Origin of the sequence: Streptomyces sp. NPDC046759 (assembly GCF_040645475.1) — a bacterium.
Classification (GTDB): domain Bacteria; phylum Actinomycetota; class Actinomycetes; order Streptomycetales; family Streptomycetaceae; genus Streptomyces.
Genome location: NZ_JBEYYJ010000009.1, coordinates 40,400 through 58,110, shown reverse-complemented (window position 1 = coordinate 58,110; position 17,711 = coordinate 40,400). Strand labels below are relative to the sequence as shown.

Annotated in this window: 18 protein-coding genes and 3 pseudogenes; 8 read left to right on the top strand and 13 right to left on the bottom strand. The window is 69.7% G+C overall.

The annotated features are described in order from the left end of the window. Window positions 1-230: 230 nt before the first annotated feature. The 4 genes from lnt (at window position 231) to ABZ919_RS14600 (ending at window position 5,277) form a co-directional block, all read left to right on the top strand. Window positions 231-1,841 (top strand): apolipoprotein N-acyltransferase, encoded by a 1,611-nt coding sequence (lnt, locus tag ABZ919_RS14615; RefSeq protein WP_361247275.1) that lies wholly within the window; start codon window positions 231-233, stop codon window positions 1,839-1,841. 89 nt (window positions 1,842-1,930) lie between these two features. After that, the gene (locus tag ABZ919_RS14610) at window positions 1,931-2,410 is read left to right on the top strand and encodes an NUDIX domain-containing protein (RefSeq protein WP_361247272.1); all 480 of its coding nucleotides are present in this window, start codon (window positions 1,931-1,933) and stop codon (window positions 2,408-2,410) included. Window positions 2,411-2,465: 55 nt separating this feature from the next. After that, the gene (locus ABZ919_RS14605; RefSeq protein ID WP_361247270.1) at window positions 2,466-3,281 is read left to right on the top strand and encodes a 3-hydroxybutyrate dehydrogenase; all 816 of its coding nucleotides are present in this window, start codon (window positions 2,466-2,468) and stop codon (window positions 3,279-3,281) included. A gap of 76 nt (window positions 3,282-3,357) precedes the next feature. Continuing rightward, window positions 3,358-5,277, top strand: a complete 1,920-nt coding sequence (locus ABZ919_RS14600) for a GAF domain-containing protein (RefSeq protein WP_361247268.1) — start codon at window positions 3,358-3,360, stop codon at window positions 5,275-5,277. 57 nt (window positions 5,278-5,334) lie between these two features. Here ABZ919_RS14600 and ABZ919_RS14595 read toward each other — a convergent pair whose 3' ends face one another. Next, on the bottom strand, window positions 5,335-6,711 hold the full coding sequence (locus ABZ919_RS14595) for an MFS transporter (protein WP_361247265.1): 1,377 nt from the start codon (window positions 6,709-6,711) through the stop codon (window positions 5,335-5,337). 1,041 nt (window positions 6,712-7,752) lie between these two features. Then, on the bottom strand, window positions 7,753-7,926 hold the full coding sequence (locus tag ABZ919_RS14590) for a hypothetical protein (RefSeq protein ID WP_361247262.1): 174 nt from the start codon (window positions 7,924-7,926) through the stop codon (window positions 7,753-7,755). A 102-nt stretch (window positions 7,927-8,028) separates the two neighbouring features. Here ABZ919_RS14590 and ABZ919_RS14585 point away from each other — a divergent pair, with 102 nt between their 5' ends. Beyond that, window positions 8,029-8,364, top strand: coding sequence for a NucA/NucB deoxyribonuclease domain-containing protein (locus tag ABZ919_RS14585; RefSeq protein WP_361247259.1), 336 nt, complete (start codon window positions 8,029-8,031; stop codon window positions 8,362-8,364). A gap of 56 nt (window positions 8,365-8,420) precedes the next feature. Here the strand turns inward: ABZ919_RS14585 and ABZ919_RS14580 are convergent, their stop codons facing one another. Together ABZ919_RS14580 and ABZ919_RS14575 are read right to left on the bottom strand one after the other, a co-directional pair. Then, entirely contained in the window at window positions 8,421-9,035 is a 615-nt protein-coding gene (locus ABZ919_RS14580; protein WP_361247256.1) for a hypothetical protein, read from the bottom strand. Window positions 9,036-9,319: 284 nt separating this feature from the next. After that, window positions 9,320-9,922: pseudogene (locus ABZ919_RS14575) on the bottom strand (SMI1/KNR4 family protein); the annotation flags it as partial. 620 nt (window positions 9,923-10,542) lie between these two features. On the opposite strand from ABZ919_RS14575, the gene ABZ919_RS14570 reads away from it, so the two are divergent. Beyond that, complete coding sequence (locus tag ABZ919_RS14570) at window positions 10,543-10,710, top strand: hypothetical protein (protein WP_361247253.1); 168 nt, start codon at window positions 10,543-10,545, stop codon at window positions 10,708-10,710. Between the two features lie 436 nt (window positions 10,711-11,146). Here the strand turns inward: ABZ919_RS14570 and ABZ919_RS14565 are convergent, their stop codons facing one another. After that, window positions 11,147-11,536, bottom strand: coding sequence for a VOC family protein (locus ABZ919_RS14565; RefSeq protein ID WP_361247250.1), 390 nt, complete (start codon window positions 11,534-11,536; stop codon window positions 11,147-11,149). Between the two features lie 114 nt (window positions 11,537-11,650). Between ABZ919_RS14565 and ABZ919_RS14560 the strand changes: the two genes are divergently transcribed. Further along, the gene (locus ABZ919_RS14560; protein ID WP_361247247.1) at window positions 11,651-12,298 is read left to right on the top strand and encodes a TetR/AcrR family transcriptional regulator; all 648 of its coding nucleotides are present in this window, start codon (window positions 11,651-11,653) and stop codon (window positions 12,296-12,298) included. Window positions 12,299-12,390: 92 nt separating this feature from the next. On the opposite strand, the pseudogene ABZ919_RS14555 reads toward ABZ919_RS14560, so the two are convergent. Further along, window positions 12,391-12,558 (bottom strand): annotated as a pseudogene (locus ABZ919_RS14555) (ISL3 family transposase); the annotation flags it as partial. Here ABZ919_RS14555 and ABZ919_RS14550 point away from each other — a divergent pair. Further along, complete coding sequence (locus ABZ919_RS14550) at window positions 12,518-12,691, top strand: DUF4235 domain-containing protein (protein WP_361247600.1); 174 nt, start codon at window positions 12,518-12,520, stop codon at window positions 12,689-12,691. The pseudogene ABZ919_RS14555 and the gene ABZ919_RS14550 overlap by 41 nt on opposite strands. 544 nt (window positions 12,692-13,235) lie before the next feature. Here the strand turns inward: ABZ919_RS14550 and ABZ919_RS14545 are convergent. The 7 genes and pseudogenes from ABZ919_RS14545 to dnaK all read right to left on the bottom strand — a co-directional run bounded on the left by ABZ919_RS14545 (window position 13,236) and on the right by dnaK (window position 17,677). Then, window positions 13,236-13,415: a hypothetical protein gene (locus ABZ919_RS14545; protein ID WP_361247244.1), complete on the bottom strand. Its 180-nt coding sequence runs from the start codon at window positions 13,413-13,415 to the stop codon at window positions 13,236-13,238. A gap of 123 nt (window positions 13,416-13,538) precedes the next feature. Next, window positions 13,539-13,814 (bottom strand): hypothetical protein, encoded by a 276-nt coding sequence (locus ABZ919_RS14540; RefSeq protein ID WP_361247241.1) that lies wholly within the window; start codon window positions 13,812-13,814, stop codon window positions 13,539-13,541. Window positions 13,815-14,115: 301 nt separating this feature from the next. Continuing rightward, on the bottom strand, window positions 14,116-14,511 hold the full coding sequence (locus tag ABZ919_RS14535; RefSeq protein ID WP_361247239.1) for a DUF2267 domain-containing protein: 396 nt from the start codon (window positions 14,509-14,511) through the stop codon (window positions 14,116-14,118). A 64-nt stretch (window positions 14,512-14,575) separates the two neighbouring features. Then, window positions 14,576-14,761 (bottom strand): annotated as a pseudogene (locus ABZ919_RS14530) (hypothetical protein); the annotation flags it as partial. Window positions 14,762-14,776: 15 nt separating this feature from the next. Then, complete coding sequence (locus ABZ919_RS14525) at window positions 14,777-15,169, bottom strand: DUF2267 domain-containing protein (RefSeq protein WP_361247236.1); 393 nt, start codon at window positions 15,167-15,169, stop codon at window positions 14,777-14,779. Between the two features lie 85 nt (window positions 15,170-15,254). Beyond that, complete coding sequence (gene grpE, locus ABZ919_RS14520) at window positions 15,255-15,800, bottom strand: nucleotide exchange factor GrpE (protein WP_361247234.1); 546 nt, start codon at window positions 15,798-15,800, stop codon at window positions 15,255-15,257. Between the two features lie 2 nt (window positions 15,801-15,802). Next, window positions 15,803-17,677 (bottom strand): molecular chaperone DnaK, encoded by a 1,875-nt coding sequence (gene dnaK / locus ABZ919_RS14515; protein ID WP_361247231.1) that lies wholly within the window; start codon window positions 17,675-17,677, stop codon window positions 15,803-15,805. Window positions 17,678-17,711 lie beyond the last annotated feature (34 nt).

The window sequence follows — 17,711 nt, the reverse complement described above, 5'->3', positions numbered from 1 at the left end:
TGGACACGAGATGCGATGAAAGTGGCGGTGGTGGCCGGCGGAACGCCGCGACGAGGGCGGGTGGCGGGGCGGGTGCGGCGGCGCGTGCGCCAGGGAGGGCGGTGCGGAACGGAGCCCTCCGCTCGGCTGCCGGGAGCCGGTGCCGGTCGGTGAACCGCGCCGTCGGGAGCCGGTGCCGGCCCTCGAACCGCGCTGTCGGCCGCCAGGTCGGCGGCCGTACACTCACCCGGGTGACCGTCACCGCAACTTCCGTGGACCAGTCGGACCAGCTCCGGCCGACCCCCGCCTCCGGCGGGCGCGGCGGCCGGCTGCTGGGCCTGGTCCCGGCCGTCGCCTCCGCGCTCTGCGGAGTGCTGCTCTACGTCAGCTTCCCGCCACGCCCCCTGTGGTGGCTCGCGCTGCCCGCCTTCGCCGGTTTCGGCTGGCTGCTGCGCGGCCGCGGCTGGAAGGCGGCGCTCGGCCTGGGCTATCTCTTCGGCCTCGGCTTCCTGCTGCCGCTGCTGGTGTGGACCGGCGTCGAGGTCGGGCCGGGTCCGTGGCTGGCCCTCGTCGCCATCGAGGCGATCTTCATCGCCCTGGTCGGCGTGGGCGTCGCAGCCGTCTCCAAGCTGCCGGCGTGGCCGGTGTGGGCGGCCGCCGTCTGGATCGCCGGCGAGGCGGTACGCGCGCGCCTGCCCTTCGGGGGCTTCCCCTGGGGCAAGGTCGCCTTCGGGCAGGCGGACGGCGTCTTCCTGCCGCTCGCCGCGGTGGGCGGCACACCCGTGCTCGGCTTCGCGGTGGTGCTGTGCGGTTTCGGTCTGTACGAGGCCGGCCGGCTGATCGCCGAACGGCGTCACACGCGCGCCGTGCGGCGCGGGGCGGCGGCCGCCGCACTGCTGAGCGTCGCCGTCCCCGTGGCCGGTGCGGTCGCCGCCCGGCCGCTCGTGAGCGACACGGCCGAGGACGGCACCAGAACCGTCGCCCTGATCCAGGGCAACGTGCCGCGCTCCGGGCTGGAGTTCAGCGCCCAGCGGCGCGCCGTGCTCGACTACCACGTGCGCGAGACGCTCAAGCTCGCCGCCGCCATCAAGGCGGGAAAGGCCCCGAAACCCGACTACGTGCTGTGGCCGGAGAACTCCTCCGACATCGACCCCTTCACCAACCCGGACGCGGCGGCCGTCATCCAGGGCGCCGCCGAGGCGGTCGGCGTGCCGATCTCGGTCGGCGCGGTGGTCGAGAAGGACGGCAAGCTGCTCAACGAGCAGATTCTGTGGGACCCCGCCAAGGGGCCGACACAGACCTACGACAAGCGGCAGATCCAGCCGTTCGGCGAGTACCTCCCGCTGCGCGGGCTCGTCGGGGCCGTCAACAAGAACTGGACCAGCATGGTCCGCCAGGACTTCAGCCGCGGCAGCGCGCCGGGTGTGTTCGACATCGACGGCGCCAAGGTGGGTCTCGCCACCTGTTACGAGGCCGCCTTCGACTGGGCCGTACGCGACACGGTCACCCATGGCGCGCAGATGATCTCCGTGCCGAGCAACAACGCGACGTTCGACCGCAGCGAGATGACCTACCAGCAGCTCGCGATGTCCCGGATCCGTGCCGTCGAGCACAGCCGCACCGTCACCGTGCCCGTGACCAGCGGCGTCAGCGCGATCATCATGCCGGACGGCAGGGTCACCCAGAAGACCGGCATGTTCGTGCCGGGCTACCTGGTGCAGAAGGTGCCGCTGCGCTCGAGCAGGACCCCGGCGACGGACCTGGGCATCCTCCCGGAGATGGCGCTGGTGCTGGTCGCCGCGGGTGGCGTCGGCTGGGCGATCGGGTCCGGACTGCGCGCTCGGCGCACCGGTGGCGCCTAGCCGTACGACCGGCGTACTCCCCCTGAAATGGTGCGTACGCCGTCTGAACCGCCAGGAGAGCGCGGGCCCGGGCGGTTAGGGTCGGGCCCATGACCACTCCTGACTTCATCCGCACGCTCCGCGCCTCCGCCGGTCAGCAGCTGCTGTGGCTCCCCGGGATCACCGCGATCGTCTTCGACGACGAGGGCAGAGTGCTGCTGGGGCGGCGGGCCGACACCCGCAGGTGGTCCGTGATCGGGGGCATCCCGGAGCCCGGCGAGCAGCCCGCGGCCTGTGCCGTGCGGGAGGTCTTCGAGGAGACGGCGGTGCACTGCGTGGCCGAGCGGGTCGTCCTCGTGCAGGCCGTGGACCCGGTCACCTATCCCAATGGCGACCGGTGCCAGTACATGGACATCACCATCCGCTGCCGGGCCGTGGGCGGCGAGGCCCGGGTGAACGACGACGAGTCCCTGGACGTGGGCTGGTTCGCGGTGGACGCGCTGCCCGAGCTCAACGAGTTCGGCCGCTTCCGGATCAAGCAAGCCATGTGCGAGGAACCCACATGGTTCGACCCTACTGGAGTCGGCTGAAGTGTGGGTGGCCACCACATGTGGTGACCAGTAAGTTCCCCCTTAGGGTCGCCACATGACCTCGTCCAGCCTTCCGCCCGGCCTCCGCTCCCAGCCCCTCGCCCTCGACCTCGGCGGCCGTACCGCGCTCGTCACCGGCGCCGCCAGCGGCATCGGCCGCGCCTGCGCGCTGCGGCTGGCGGCCGCCGGTGCACGGGTGCGGGCCGTCGACCGGGACGCGGCCGGCCTGGCAGAGCTGGCCCAGCAGGCGCAACGGGTCGGTGACCTGCCCGGAACCGTCGTACCGCACCTCGTGGACCTCACCGATCTCGACGCCGCCGAACAGGCCGCCGAGGGCATCGATGTCCTGGTCAACAATGCCGGTCTGCAACTGGTGTGCCGCCTCGAGGAGTTCCCGCCCGAGGTCTTCCACACCGTACTGACCGTGATGCTGGAGGCGCCGTTCCGGCTCATCCGTGGTGCCCTGCCGCACATGTACGCGCAGGGATGGGGCCGGATCGTCAACGTGTCCTCTGTCCATGGTCTGCGCGCCTCGGCCTTCAAGTCCGCGTATGTGGCCGCCAAACACGGTCTCGAGGGCCTGTCCAAGACGGCCGCTCTCGAGGGCGCGGCCCATGGGGTGACCTCGAACTGTGTGAACCCGGCCTATGTGCGCACACCCCTGGTCGAGAAGCAGATAGCCGACCAGGCGCAGGCGCACGGCATCCCCGAGGAACGCGTGCTGTCCGAGGTTCTGCTCAAGGACAGCGCCGTCCAGCGGCTCATAGAGCCGGAGGAGGTCGCCGAAGCCGTGGCCTACCTGTGCAGTTCCCAGGCGTCCTTCGTCACCGGCACCTCACTGGTGCTCGACGGCGGGTGGACGGCCCACTGAACCGCCCGGTGGCGTCCGGCCCGGGAGTTTTCCACAGGCTCGACGGGCCGGGCGGCCGATACGGAATCCTGTGACCATGTCTCGCGATCACGTTCAGCCGGCACCCAGCCTCAGCGCCGAGGCCCCGTACCTCGACCTGCTGGCCCGTGACGCCTCCGCGGAGGCGTACGAACAGCCCGTGCTGCTCGCCCGCGCCGAGGGCGGACCGGCCGGCCGGATCACCGCGCTGGAAAGGGCCAAGCTGCTCGCCCTGCGGGTCCGGGCGGAGCTGGAGAAGCGCCGGCGCCGCGAGGCGGAGCTGTCCGCGCTCTTCGAGACCGCCCACGACCTCGCGGGCCTGCGTGACCTGGACGCCGTCCTGCAGGCCATCGTGCAGCGCGCCCGCTCCCTGCTCGGCACGGACGTCGCCTACCTCACCCTGAACGACCCGGCGCGCGGCGACACCTACATGCGGGTCACGGAGGGCTCCGTCTCCGCCCGCTTCCAGCAACTGCGTCTCGGCATGGGCGAGGGCCTCGGCGGACTGGTCGCCCAGACGACACGGCCGTACGTCACGGACGACTATTTCAAGGACGCCCGCTTCCAGCACACCCGCACCATCGACGCGGGCGTCCGTGACGAGGGCCTGGTCGCGATCCTCGGCGTCCCCCTCATGCTCGGACCGAACGTCATCGGCGTGCTCTTCGCCGCCGACCGCAGGGCACGCGTCTTCGAGCGCGAGCAGATCGCCCTCGTCGGCTCCTTCGCCGCGCTTGCCGCGGCCGCGATCGACACGGCCAATCTGCTCACCGAGACCCGCGCGGCCCTGTGCGGCCTGGAGCGCGCCAACGAGATCATCCGGGACCGCAGCGCCGTCATCGAGCGCGCCTCCGACGTCCACGACCGCCTCGCCGAACTCGTGCTGCGCGGCGGGGGCGTGCACGACGTGGCCGCCGCCGTCTCCGAAGTCCTCGCCGGAGCCGTCGAGTTCACCGAGGCCGAGGCGGCACCGGCCGCGGCGCTGGAGGCGTCCCGCGCCGAGGGACACGCCGTCCGGCACGGCAGCGACTGGATCGCGGCGGTCGCCGCGGGCGGCGAACTCCTCGGCGCGCTGGTCCTACGCGGGCACCCCGGCCTCGACCCCGTCGACCAGCGCACTCTGGAGCGGGCGGCGATGGTCACCTCACTGCTGCTGCTCGCCCGCCGCTCGGCGGCCGAGGCCGAACAGCGCGTGCGGGGCGAGCTGCTCGACGATCTGCTGGACGTGCGCGACCGGGATCCGCGCCTGCTGCGCGACCGCGCCGCCCGACTGCACGCCGACCTGGACGCCACCCACGTCGTACTCGCCGCACGCCTCGACGGCCCCACGGCCGACGCCGACGAGGAGGCGGCGGCCCGCCGTCGCCTGTGGTCGGCCGCCTCCCACCTCGCCGCCACCCGGCACGGCCTGGCCGCGGCACGCGACGGCGGCACCGTCCTGCTGCTGCCGCTCGGCGCCGGCGACACCACCACGGACCTGGCCCGCCGCACCGCCCGCCAGCTGGGTACGGCCGTCCACCAACCCGTCACGGTCGGCGCCTCGGCCCCGGTCACCGACCTCACCACCCACCCCGAAAGCGTCGCGGCGGCCTACGCGGAGGGCCGCCGCTGCCTGGACGCGCTGCACCTGCTGGGCCGTGCCGGGGACGGAGCGGCGGCCGAGGACTTCGGCTTCCTCGGTCTGCTCCTCGCGGGCGAACGGGACATCGCCGGCTTCGTGGACCGCACCATCGGCCAGGTCGTGTCCTACGACGAGCGACGGGGCACGGAACTGCTGCACACCCTGGACGCGTACTTCGCGTCCGGGATGAGCCCCGCCCGCACCAAGGACGCGCTCCACGTCCATGTGAACACGGTCGCCCAGCGGCTGGAGCGGGTGGGCCGGCTGCTGGGCGACGACTGGCAGACCCCGGCCCGTGCGCTGGAGATCCAACTGGCTCTGCGGCTGCACAGGTTGGCGGCCCCGGACAGACGCTGACCCCCGTACGGACGTGCCGTACGGGGGCGGGCCGGCGAGCGCGGGGCGCCGCGCCGGTCAGACCGTCCGCGCCTCCGAGACGGTGCCGGCACCGGTGGATGCGTCGTCCTCGGCCTCGATGAGGGCGAGATCCCGGTCCCGTGTCTCCCGGGCGACCCCCACCGCGACCAGGGTCAGCACCGCTGCGGCGATCACGTACAGGGCGATCGGGGTGGAGCTGCCGTAGTCGTCGAGCAGCGCGGTGGCGATGAGCGGGGCCGGCGCGCCGGCCGCCACGGAGGCGAACTGGGCTCCGATGGACGCGCCCGAGTAGCGCATCCGGGTGGCGAACATCTCGGCGAAGAAGGCGGCTTGGGGCGCGTACATCGCCCCGTGCAGCACGAGCCCGACGGTCACGGCGAGGACCAGGTAGCCGAACGACCCCTTGTCCGTGAGCGAGAAGAACGGGAACATCCACAGGCCCACACCGGCCGCGCCGAACAGGTAGACGGGCCGCCGCCCGACCCGGTCGGACAGCGCGCCCCAGGCCGGGATGACGGCGAAGTGCACGGCGGAGCCGATGAGTACGGCGTTGAGCGCGGTCTGCTTGGAGACGCCCGCCGAGGTGGTGGCGTAGACGAGGATGAAGGCGGTGATGACGTAGTAGCCGATGTTCTCCGCCATGCGGGCACCCATCGCCACGAGTACGTCCCGCCAGTGGTGACGCAGCACGGAGACGAGCGGCAAGGGCTCCGCCTCCTCGGACCGCCGGGACTCGGCCTGTTCCAACGCCTGCTTGAACACGGGCGATTCATCGACGGACAGCCGGATCCACAGACCGATGAGCACGAGCAGGCCGGACAGCAGGAACGGAATGCGCCAGCCCCACGTCCCGAAGGCATCGTCGGAGAGCAGGGCGGTCAGCAGCGAGAGCACACCGGTGGCGAGCAACTGCCCGGCCGGCGCGCCGGTCTGCGGCCACGAGGCCCAGAAACCGCGCCGCCGCGCGTCCCCGTGCTCCGAGACCAGCAGGACGGCCCCGCCCCACTCGCCGCCGAGCGCGAAGCCCTGCACGAGCCGCAGAGCCGTGAGCAGCACGGGCGCGGCGGCCCCGACCGTGGCATGCGTGGGCAACAGACCGATGGCGAAGGTCGCTCCGCCCATCATCACGAGGCTCAGCACCAGCAGCTTCTTCCGCCCCAGCCGGTCCCCGTAGTGCCCGAACACCAGGGCCCCGAGCGGACGCGCCGCGAACCCGACGGCATACGTGAGGAACGACAGCAGGGTCCCGACGAGCGGGTCGGAGTCGGGGAAGAACAGCTTGTTGAACACCAGCGCGGCTGCGGAGCCGTAGAGGAAGAAGTCGTACCACTCGATGGTGGTGCCGATGAGGGACGCGGCGACGATGCGCTTGAGGTTCACGGGTGGTGGGGGAGCGGTGGTTCCGGAGGCCATGTGCGCCACTTCCTCGTGTGCGGTGGGGACGGGTACGTGTCGGCACACGGTAGAAACCTGCAGGTCAGGCGCACATGTGGTGGGGCAACATAGTTCGAGCGTTGGCTATGCGTGCGGCCACCATGCCGGCTCACGGAAGGGCGGTTCAGGGGCTCGAAGATGGTCGAAACGAGTGCTGTCCGGGACGCACGGTTCGGGGTGATTTGATGGTGCGGTGCTGACTCCCGTGCTGGTTTGGTGCTGACTAAAAGCGCACGTCATCACCCGTGTTCACCCCTCCCGTGCTGACTACGCTCCGTTGAACTCAGACATCTTGGGGCTGATCGGCTCAGGGCCGTTGCGCGGTGGGCGACCTGACAGAGAGGCCGATCCGGCTATGCCGCTCGGCTCTGCGGGCAAGGACAAGGCGTTGCGCCTGCGCGTGATACGCGTTCGGCCCAGGAGATTCTTCGTCTGCTGGTGGTACACAGCCCCATCCGTCCCTGATCTGCGGCAGATGGTGGAATCCTCTGCTGCGCAACCGAGTTGGTCCGCACCTGGTCCGGATCTTGGCACACCCGCCTTCCTCCGTCGGGCGCTTTGCAGCATGGGCGACCCAACAAGCCGGTCAGCATGCTGCGGCCCGAGCCAACAGCGGATCAACTCCCCGGCCCCAAGAACCAGCAGGCGCGGGGCTCCGGTGCTGGCCGAGCGCTCTTCATGTGAGGGCCACGGTGCCGAGGCGCGCGCGTGAGTGCCAGCCGGATCGACCGAGCCACAGGTCCCGCACTCCCCGTCCCTCTGATTGGAGCGCATCGCGGACGTGTCCGACGTGGTGCCGTCCGGGTTGGGCGTCGGGGCGTGGGACGGGTGGTAGGTCACCCAGCCACCCCACACGCTGCGGAGCAGCACGCTGGCCTCTGTCGCGACGTCTGCTCCACACCGGGCACAGCGGCCCGCGTATTGGTTCGTCCGTACCGGACTGTTCACCGCCTCGCCTCAATGAAGATCAGACCCTGCAGCAGAGCAGAGTGTGTGTTCGCACCGCTCGACACTGGTGCTTCAACCACCGGCTGCGGCAAGGAGTTGTGCCGCGCGTTCGGGGGAGATGTCCCATTGCAGGGGGACCGTGATCAGGAATTCCAACTCCTGGTAGTCGTTGGCTGGTTGGCCGGTGACGCCTTCAGCAAGGGCGACAGCGAGATTCGGGACGCCCGGGTCTCGGATTCGCCACATCTTCGTTGATTTCGCCCTGCACCCGGCGAGCGAGGGAGCCGAGGAAGTCCACGATCGTACTGATAACGGGGTCTCCGGGACGGAGTTCCGCGATGATGCGGTGTGCCTCCTGGAATCGCCCCGAGCGACGTCTGGAACGGCCGACCGCCCCTGCACCGCAACTGGGCTAACTACGACGCTGCCGCAGCCGAAACGGCCCGCAAGAACCGGAACGCAAAGGACGCCGCGTGCCGGGGCCTGAGTCGTCCCAATGACAGCTACCAGTGCGACGAATTCCCCTTCGCCTCGACCATGGAAGGCGCCGGCCTGGGTGACGGGAACTTCTCCGTGCGTTACGTGCCGGGCGCCGAGAACAGCAAGGCGGGAACGGAGCTGTCCGACTGGTACGGCAGTGACCGGATCCTGCACAACAACGCATACGGCATCTTCGTGAAGTAACCGGCCCACGCCGGAACGGGGGCGGCCCTCGGGCCGTCCCCGACCTGCCAAATGGATCAGCGCATGTTCAGGGGAGGCCTCCCGCTCGTACGCGCCATGCGCTCTCGTCGGCTCCCGGCTTCGGAGGGAGCCGGCGGTTCTTGCGTTCCGGAGGGAACGAAGACAATCACATACGCCTCGAAACCTTCATGAACACCCCATTCTGTACGCTCGATGGCAGCGTTGAATCGTTCGCGGGAGTCGCTCCGACCTCGTGACCACACCTGCGTGCGATAGGTACGAGTCGGGTCCAAGTCCACGAACGGCTCACCCGGCTCGACTCGCTGACCGAACACCTCAACCGATGCACGGGCAGGCTGAGCCGGGCCGTTCATCGTGTCAAAGGCTGCCATGCGGCCCTTGTAGACCGGCTGGTAGTCCACAGAAGCAACCAGCGTCCAGGCCGGCCCCGGTGCCTCGTCCAGTTGGTCGTTGACAGCCAAAACGACCGGCGCAGTATGCTCCTGAACCCGCGACGTCACGACGAGCTGGCCGGGCACGACGATTACCTCTTCGTCGGTCTGGAAATTCGGCTCGCTCTTCCTGCGCTCGAAGCCTCGCTCCCAATGCTCGCCTACTGAGAAGTGGCTGTACTCGATACTGACGGCACCAACCCCGCTGATCTCTCGCATGCCTTGAGGTTTTTCAGGAATGGAGCAGCCACGCAGCATCTGTGTCGGCCAGAGTGAAGCTGCGGGAAGCGAGCCGGGGGCGAGGGAGCCGAGGCGAGGGCGAGCTGGTCGATGCGCGCCGAGCGCGGGGCCCCGGTCGGTCCATGCGAACCGGATGCAGGCGCCGCCGCCCGGCCGGTGGAAGACGATCCACAGGAACATCTCGGGCCGTGTTCGTCGGCGATGTCGTCAACGATGGCCAGTTCGACGGGTGTCGGGTCGGTGGCGGTGACGAGTCGCGCGGGCTCGTTGACGAACACCGGCTCCCCGTCGCTCCGATGCGCCTGCAGACTGTGGAACTCCCGATACATCTCCCGCATAAAAGTCAGGAAGTTCGCGTGCCGCTCGGGTGGCGCGGCTCGCCAGCTCGCCCATGTGTACACGGCCCACTCACCGTCCTGATCCTCGTCCTCGGGATCCAGGAGGACGTAAGTGATGTCGGACTCGACGTCGAGCTGCAGCCCGCGCCGCCAGACGTCCGCTTCCCGCCGCTCTTCTGGCCCAGCGTCCTCGTCCAGATACTCCTCGAACATGTCCGCGAGTCCCGACTCGTCGTTGTGCCAGCGCGCGTCCTCGGTCCCTGCCAGCAGCCACACGAACCCGCCCGCGTGCCGCCACCCGTCGCTGACCTTCAGGAACTCCCTGTACGACGGGGGCATCCGTCGGCCGAGGCGCTCCTCCATGGCTGCGATCCGCTCCTCGGACGCGGGCGGGAACCCAAGCCACCGCGCCCGCCACGCGGCCTCGTCGTCCTCGCTCCGCGTCTCGCCATCCCGCAGGGAATCCGCCCATTCCCCGCTCCACCTGACCAGGAAAGACCGCCAGTCGAATGCCGTGGTGTCCGTCATGTGCCCGATGCTGCCATCCGTCACTGACACCGATGCTGATACTCAGGCTCCGGTGATCGTGGCCCAGCCGCTGAACTGACTCCCGTCGTCGTCGGGGCCTCGGCCACAACTGCACTGCTGGCAGCGGCGGTCGGAGTGCTCGTCGTACGCAGGAGGCGGCGAGGCGGTACGGCTCTGGGAGACGGTGACGTCGTGACCGGGTGGACGACGCCGGACAACACGGCGAGTGCTCGCGGTCGGAGGCAGGCTGCGGACACCCGGTGCAGGGCGAGCAGCGGAAATCCGGAAGCATCCGGGAACCAGGGCACACCTCGGTCCGACTGTTTCAGGGGGCGGACGAACTCAGCCGAGGGCGGGGGAACTTCACTGCCCAACACCGGCCGGGCGCCGCCCTCCCTGCACGGTGACGGCGTTCGACGCGGTCCGCTGCCGAGACAGCGTGGGGTCCGCCTATGTCCCTCAGCTTCGACGTGCCCGGACCACGCCCTCCAAGCACCACGACCACAGCGAGTACCGCAGGTGCTGCGAGCGCCGAGAAGCCCCAGACCGTTCCCCGTCCGGCCGCCGCACGTGCGCGACGGCCAGCAGGCGTCGGGGTGCCGGCTCAACCGTTGACGAACATGGCTGAGTGGCTGGGGCATCGCGACCCGGGGATCACCCATCAGACCTACGCGCACGTGATGCCCGATGCTCCGGGGCGCTTGAGGTCTCTGATGGATGCCGTTTTCACGATGCAGATCGAGCTTGACCCGCCCCGTAAGTTCGAGGCGGTGGTTGAGGCGGACTGAAGCAAGATTGCGACCGCGTGGTGCCTCAGCCAGGCGTACGGCTGAGGGACCGTGCGTTCGGTCCGGACCCGCCATGAGGTCGGCGTTGGTCCCACAGGTCGTACTACGTGAGTGACGATCTGCGGTGCCTGTCGACAGGTTCGCAGCTCGCCGGACTGGTCACGTCCTCGCTCCCCACCCAGCACGAGATTTCCGGTGCTGGTTCGGTGCTGACTTCGGAGGGTCAATGTCGGAAAAACCGCAGCTCGTAGCTCTGATCGGATGAGTTTGCCGAGCCCCGGAACGGGGCTTCACCACGTCCCGCACGGCCGCTGCCGCCCTCCGCCGGTGGGGGCTCACCAAGACGGGCATACGACAGGGCCTCGCAGGAAGGTGCGGTGATGATCGCCTCCGGGATCGAACTCCCTGCCGCTGAGGGGGCAGCGGCCACGACGCGTCAGCCGTGTTCGGGAGTGGACCATTGGACGAACTGGATGATCACGCCGTTGGGATCGGCAACCTGGAACAGCCGTTCGCCCCATGGCTCCTGACGCAAGGGCATGGTGATCTCTATTCCGGCGTCCCGCAGTCGCCTTTCCTGCTCTTCCAGGCCCTCGTCGAGAGTGAAGGCCAGGATCAGGCCGTCGGCATGCCGGTCGCGCTGCTGGGGCGGCAGTACCTGGATGCCGCGGGCGAGCAGGACGACATCGACCGCGTCGGGCCGCTTCAGGGACGCGAAACCGTCAGCAGCCTGCTGGACGGTGTAGCCGAGGTGATCGGTGAAAAACGCCTGGGAGGCGGCGACGTCTTCAACGGTCAGCGAGACGGTGGAGGCGGTGAACTGCATGAAGTGGTCCCCTTCGGCTGACGTTCTACCGGTTGAAATTTACGCCGAGGGTAACTTTAGGCTGAGGCGCCAAGGAGTATCAACATAAATTTGCCACGGGGGTAAGATCGAGCCATGGCTACCCAGACGTCCGTCCCCGCCGCCGGACTGCGCGAGGCGAAGAAGCAGGAGACCCGGCAGCTCATCTCCGACCACGCCACCAGGCTGTTCATCTCCCAGGGCTTCGAGCGGACGACCATCGCCGAGATCGCCGCCGCCGCCCGCGTCGCCAAAAAGACGGTCACCAACTACTTCGCCCGCAAGGAAGACCTCGCCCTGGACCACCAGGAGGAGTTCGCTACCTCCCTGGCCCGAGCCGTCGCCGCCCGGCATCCGGGCGAGTCGGCGCTGGCCGCCTTGCGCCGCGCGTTCGCCGACGCCGCGGCCGACCAGGACCCGGTCGCGGGGTTCTGCGGCCAGGAATTCGCCCGCATGATCGCTGACAGCCCGACCCTGACCACCTGCCTGCAGGCTCTGCACGAGCAGCGCGAACGCCACCTCGCTCAGATGCTCGCCAAAGTCACCGGCGCCGAGCCCGACGACATCACCGTCCAGACCGCCGCCGGCCTGCTGGGTACCGTCCACCGCGTGTTGTTCCACCGCATCCAGACCCTCACCCTCGCCGGCCACGCCAACGACGAGATCGCCCGCATCATCGCTGCCGAAGCCGCCCAGGCATTCGGCCTGCTGGAGCCCGCGCTGGCCGACTACGCCATCGCCTGACGCGAACATCTCACTCAGCCCCGACCGGCAGACACGGTCTCGAGGACTCGGCGGTCAGGCGGTTCCTCCCTCCAGCCCACGAAAGTGGCTCTTCACGGCTGAGGGTGTGGTCGCGGTCTGAACCCACCGGCTTCGAGCAGGCTTCCAGCGACGCAATGGGCGAGGCCGCGGAACACGAGGGCGAAGCCGCGCAGGTGCTCCAGTCGGCCGTTGACGGCCCTGGTCGGTCCGTCGGCCGTGCCGGGCCGGTCGAAGTGGGCAGAAGAGGACGGCTGGGGGGAAGTGGTGACGGCCGCGGTCCTGCTGGGCGCGATCTTCGCCCGGACCAAGGCGATCGTGGACCGTGCCGGCGCGGCCGCCACCCGCACCCTGACCGGCACCTGGCCCGGCTGATCCGCTGTAGGAGTGCGGGGCCGGTGTGACGAGATACCGGCCCCGCGCCCGCCCGTGAAATCCCATGAAGGCCCGTCACAGATGTCTGATCAGTGCGCGGCGACCACGCTGACAGCCGCAGCAGTCATCGCCATGATCCTGATCGCCCGGGCAGCAGTCCTGCATCACACGGGTCGAGAGCGCGCCGCCTGCACGGTGCGACCGCCACAGTGTGACACCGCATCCCACACGACCGCGCCACGTGCCGCCGCACCGCCGGACGACGTTGCTCTGCGCACGGTGCGAGAGGCCCAACAGCTTCACGCGAGCCTGGCCGCCAACGTCACGCTCACCCGGGCGCAAGGGGGCGCCCTGCGCGCTCTCCCTCAATGGCGGCAGGGCATCGCCTCCGCGACGCGGCTGGAGCAGCGAGCACGCGATGCCGCTCCCGCAATGCACGCCGCGACGCGGAGGCCGCGGGGAAGTGCTGCCACAACTCCTGCCCCGAGCACGCCCCCGCAGTGCCGGTGGCCGGATGTCCCACCAGATCTGCACACCGGCCGATTCAGCGTTCCACCGGCTTGATCCGCACCTCTCCGCTGTTCCGGTCGGCCTGCACCGCGTAGCCGGCCTGCGTGAGGATCTCCAGCAACGCCTGTCGCAGTGCGGCACGGATCCCCTCGTACTCCGCGACCTGCCGCCCCACCGGATCCAGCTCTGGTGGCGGCAGCCAGCCGACGACCACTGCATCCTGCCCCTGGCGGACCTTCAGGCCCGTCCCCCCTGCGGCACTCGCGGACGCGACATCGAACCTTGCACGGGCGAGCGTCTGCACACGTCCGTGAACAGCCCCTGCGGACCAGCCTCGTCAGCCATGCACGAAAGCCGACGTGGAGGGCTTCAGCTGCATCGGCCAGCTCATGGCCAGGGAAGACGGTGCGGGCGCCGGCCAGGGCGGCGTGGGAGGCCAGCAGCCAGCCGGCGTTTCGCACTCCTTGCTGAAGGTGCCAGGTCGGTGAGAGGAGAGATTCAGCGCGCCGACGTCTTCTCTGTCGGTGCAGAGCAGGACTCCGGTCATGCTGCCCACTCCCCGCTCGCGGGTGCCGGCGGCGAAACGCAGCCCGGCCGGCTGGGGCTGGGTCATGTCCGCGATCCGGTACTGACGTTCGCCGCCGCCTTGGCGGGCGACATCGAAGCGCGGGCCCTCACCCAGCTCGCCCTAAAGGCGGTCGCACTCCTCCACCATGTCCCCGCACGCGGCCGGCGTCCCCACACGGCCCTTGCGCACGGCCAGGGTGCCTGCCGGCTTCGCAGCCTTCGGCCATTCTCACCGCCGAGGCGGCGATCTCGTCGCGTCCGCTTGGTCGTTGCGGGACTCGAACGTGTGCCCTTCTGTCGCCGGCATCCCGTGAGCGGCGGGTTGCGGCACCGGGTTCGGGGTTCGGTCAGGTGGGCTGGGGGCGGCCGAAGAGCAGGTCGTAGCCTGCGGGGAGCTGGAGCAGGACCTGGCCCAGGAGGTCGTGGCCCGCAGCGTCGGCGACGGTGCTGAGGACGGCGCTGACGTCCCAGGCCGCGGTCTGCTCGGTGGCCCCCTCGATCCAGGCTGCCGTTGCCCGCACGAACCTCTCCGGCGGCAGCGGCTCGGCGCTCTGCATGGGGTTGAGCAGGATCAGGGCGAACTCTTCGGGCAGGCGCGCCGCCAGCTGGGCGCGCACCTCGCCGACCAGGTGCGCACCCAGCAGGGCGAGGACCACGCGGGCCGCGCGTTCTGCTTCGTGGTCTGTTGCGTACTCGCCGCGTTCCTTCACCTGGTCGAGGAAGGCTTCGCGTCGCAGGGTCATGTCGGCCGCCACCCTTCTTCGGCTTCTTTGCTCCGGTGGGGGCGGAGGACGGGTGAGGGGGAGATCAGATGCCCGTCCTCCGCCGGTTTGTCGGCCCCGGCCGCCGTCGACCAGCCGGAGATCTCCCCGCGGGACCGCTTATGGCGATCTTGCGGGGTTTGGCGCTCGGAGCGCAGGCTGTGTGGGTCATGCCCTGGCCGAGCGGACCGGTGGTGGTCGGCACGCCAGCGCTGTTGCCGTACTCGGGGCGCGCCGGGGCCTGGTTTCAGCTGGCGAGATCGGCTTTGCCGAACAGGACGGCGTAGCCGGAGGGGAGCTGGCTGATGATCTGGTTCAGCTCACCGCCGGAGACGGCGTCGGCCAGGGTGGTCAGGACCGCGCCGGCGTCCCACTCCGCGGTGCGCGGCCGGGCGCCGGTGCGCTCGGCGACCCTGCGGTAGAACTCCTCGATTCCGAAGCTCTCGGCCTGCGCCTGCTTGGCCGCGACCAGCGCCTGTCCGAGCGGTCCGGGCAGCTGGGAGGCGAGGTCATCGACCTCACCAGGGCTGATGCGCTGGGCCAGCACGCTCAGCACCTCGTCGGTGACCTTCGCGGCTTCTTCCTGGCTGTCGTATTCGCCGAGCTCACGCACGCGCGCGAGGAACTCATGGTGCTGCATCGTTTCGTCACCTCCGCTTACCAGCGATCTCAGGGCATCGACGGCGATGCCCCCTTCACTCGGTACCCAAGCAGGGGCAAGCCTGTCAGCTACGCGCGACAGGCCAGGGCGGTTTGTCTGCCGGGGCGGATGACCCCCGGACACCACACTCCTGCCCCGGTGCACTCCTCGCCGGCGGGGCCGGCCCGGTGACCTCCACAGTCGCCGGGCGCAGCAGGTTCTCGCCCAGACGGTAGCCGGGACGCAGAACCGCCGAGCACACCAGGCGGTCCGCAGCGCCGCAGACATGGTGGGTGAGAGCGTCGTGGCACGCGGGGTCGAACAGATCGCCCACCTCACCGAACGACATGACGCCCAGCGAGCCGAGCTGTTCCTGCAGGCTGTCGCCGATGTCCTTCAGACCGGGCGTCAGCGGCTCGTGCGCCAACGCCCGGTCGACGGCGTCCAGCACGGGCAGCAGCCCCCGCACCACGTTGGCCACCGCGATCTCGCGCACGGCCAGGCGGTCCCGCCGCACCCGCTTGCGGTAGTTGTCGTACTCGGCCTTGACCCGCTGCAGGTCGGCGGTCCGCTCCTCCACCAGGCGCCGCAGCCTGTCCAGCTCGGTGCTCTGCGGACCGCTCCTGGTCATCGTCAACCAGCCTCCGGCTTGTCATCGTCCACGATCTCGGCGTCCACCACGTCCTCATCGGACGAACCACCGCTCGTACCACCGCCCGCGGACGCGCCGGCTGTATCCGCCGGCTGCTCGGCCCGGGACTGCTGATACAGGGCGGTGCCGATCTTCTGTGCGGCCTGCGCGGTGCGGTCGACGGCCTGCCGGATCGCGGCCGTGTCCGCGTTCTCGTCCTTCAGCTTCTCCTTCAGCTCGGCCAGCGCCGTCTCCGTCTCGGACTTCGCGTCCACCGGGATCCGCTCGGCGTTGTCCTTCAGGAGCTTCTCGGTCGAGTAGACGAGCTGCTCGCCCTGGTTGCGGGTCTCGGCCGCCTCCCGGCGCCGACGGTCCTCCTCGGCGTGCTGCTCGGCTTCGCGGACCATGCGGTCGATGTCGTCCTTGGGCAGCGCCGAGCCGCCGGTCACCGTCATCTTCTGCTCCTTGCCGGTGCCCAGGTCCTTGGCCGAGACGTGCATGATGCCGTTGGCGTCGATGTCGAAGGTCACCTCGACCTGCGGCACTCCGCGCGGAGCCGGGGCGATACCGGTCAGCTCGAACATGCCGAGCTTCTTGTTGTACGCGGCGATCTCCCGCTCGCCCTGGAAGACCTGGATCGTCACGGAGGGCTGGTTGTCCTCGGCGGTGGTGAAGATCTCCGAGCGCTTGGTCGGGATGGTGGTGTTGCGCTCGATCAGCTTGGTCATGATGCCGCCCTTGGTCTCGATGCCGAGGGACAGCGGGGTGACGTCGAGCAGCAGGACGTCCTTGACCTCACCCTTGAGGACACCGGCCTGCAGCGAGGCACCGACGGCCACCACCTCGTCCGGGTTCACGCCCTTGTGCGGATCCTTGCCGGTCAGCTCCCTCACCAGCTCGGTCACGGCCGGCATCCGGGTCGAGCCGCCCACCAGGACGACGTGGTCGATGTCGGACACCTTGATCCCGGCGTCCTTGATCGCGTTGTGGAACGGCGCCTTGCACCGCTCCAGCAGGTCGGCAGTGAGCTGCTGGAACTGGGCGCGGGTGAGCTTCTCGTCCAGGTGCAGCGGGCCCTCGGCCGAGGCGGTGATGTAGGGCAGGTTGATGGTCGTCTCGGTGGACGACGACAGCTCGACCTTCGCCTTCTCCGCCGCCTCCCTGAGGCGCTGCACGGCCATCTTGTCCTTGGACAGGTCTACGCCGTAGTGGTTCTTGAACTGCTTCACCAAGTGGTCGACGATCCGCTGGTCCCAGTCGTCACCGCCCAGGTGGGTGTCGCCGTTGGTGGCCTTCACCTCGATGACGCCCTCGCCCATCTCCAGCAGCGACACGTCGAAGGTGCCACCGCCCAGATCGAAGACGAGGACCGTCTGGTCGTTCTCCTTGTCCAGTCCGTACGCCAGCGCGGCGGCCGTCGGCTCGTTGATGATCCGCAGCACGTTCAGACCCGCGATCTCACCGGCCTCCTTGGTCGCCTGCCGCTGGGCGTCGTCGAAGTACGCGGGCACGGTGATCACCGCGTCGGTGACGTCCTCGCCCAGGTAGGACTCCGCGTCCCTCTTCAGCTTCTGCAGCACGCGCGCGGAGATCTCCTGCGCGGTGTAGCGCTTGCCGTCGACGTCCCCCTGCTCGGGAAAGCGCCAGGCGTGGTCGCCCATGTGCCGCTTGACCGAGCGCGCGGTGCGCTCGACGTTCGTCACGGCCTGCCGTTTGGCCACCTCGCCGACCAGCACCTCACCGTTCTTGGAGAACGCCACCACCGACGGGGTCGTCCGTGCGCCTTCGGTGTTGGTGATGACGGTGGGCTCGCCGCCCTCCAGTACCGAGACCACCGAGTTCGTCGTTCCCAGGTCGATACCAACCGCACGTGCCATCTGTGCTCTCCTCCTCGTCCTCACCTCGTTCTTC

Excerpts from the sequence above, each read along its gene's own strand:
- ABZ919_RS14610 (WP_361247272.1), top strand. The coding sequence starts at position 1,931 with ATGACCACTCCTGACTTCATCCGCACGCTCCGCGCCTCCGCCGGTCAG.
- grpE (WP_361247234.1), bottom strand. The coding sequence starts at position 15,800 with ATGACCAGGAGCGGTCCGCAGAGCACCGAGCTGGACAGGCTGCGGCGC.
- ABZ919_RS14580 (WP_361247256.1), bottom strand. The coding sequence starts at position 9,035 with ATGCGAGAGATCAGCGGGGTTGGTGCCGTCAGTATCGAGTACAGCCAC.
- ABZ919_RS14525 (WP_361247236.1), bottom strand. The coding sequence starts at position 15,169 with ATGCAGCACCATGAGTTCCTCGCGCGCGTGCGTGAGCTCGGCGAATAC.
- ABZ919_RS14595 (WP_361247265.1), bottom strand. The coding sequence starts at position 6,711 with ATGGCCTCCGGAACCACCGCTCCCCCACCACCCGTGAACCTCAAGCGC.
- ABZ919_RS14600 (WP_361247268.1), top strand. The coding sequence starts at position 3,358 with ATGTCTCGCGATCACGTTCAGCCGGCACCCAGCCTCAGCGCCGAGGCC.
- ABZ919_RS14560 (WP_361247247.1), top strand. The coding sequence starts at position 11,651 with ATGGCTACCCAGACGTCCGTCCCCGCCGCCGGACTGCGCGAGGCGAAG.
- ABZ919_RS14605 (WP_361247270.1), top strand. The coding sequence starts at position 2,466 with ATGACCTCGTCCAGCCTTCCGCCCGGCCTCCGCTCCCAGCCCCTCGCC.
- ABZ919_RS14590 (WP_361247262.1), bottom strand. The coding sequence starts at position 7,926 with ATGTGGCGAATCCGAGACCCGGGCGTCCCGAATCTCGCTGTCGCCCTT.
- ABZ919_RS14540 (WP_361247241.1), bottom strand. The coding sequence starts at position 13,814 with ATGACCCAGCCCCAGCCGGCCGGGCTGCGTTTCGCCGCCGGCACCCGC.
- ABZ919_RS14565 (WP_361247250.1), bottom strand. The coding sequence starts at position 11,536 with ATGCAGTTCACCGCCTCCACCGTCTCGCTGACCGTTGAAGACGTCGCC.
- dnaK (WP_361247231.1), bottom strand. The coding sequence starts at position 17,677 with ATGGCACGTGCGGTTGGTATCGACCTGGGAACGACGAACTCGGTGGTC.
- ABZ919_RS14535 (WP_361247239.1), bottom strand. The coding sequence starts at position 14,511 with ATGACCCTGCGACGCGAAGCCTTCCTCGACCAGGTGAAGGAACGCGGC.
- ABZ919_RS14570 (WP_361247253.1), top strand. The coding sequence starts at position 10,543 with ATGGCTGAGTGGCTGGGGCATCGCGACCCGGGGATCACCCATCAGACC.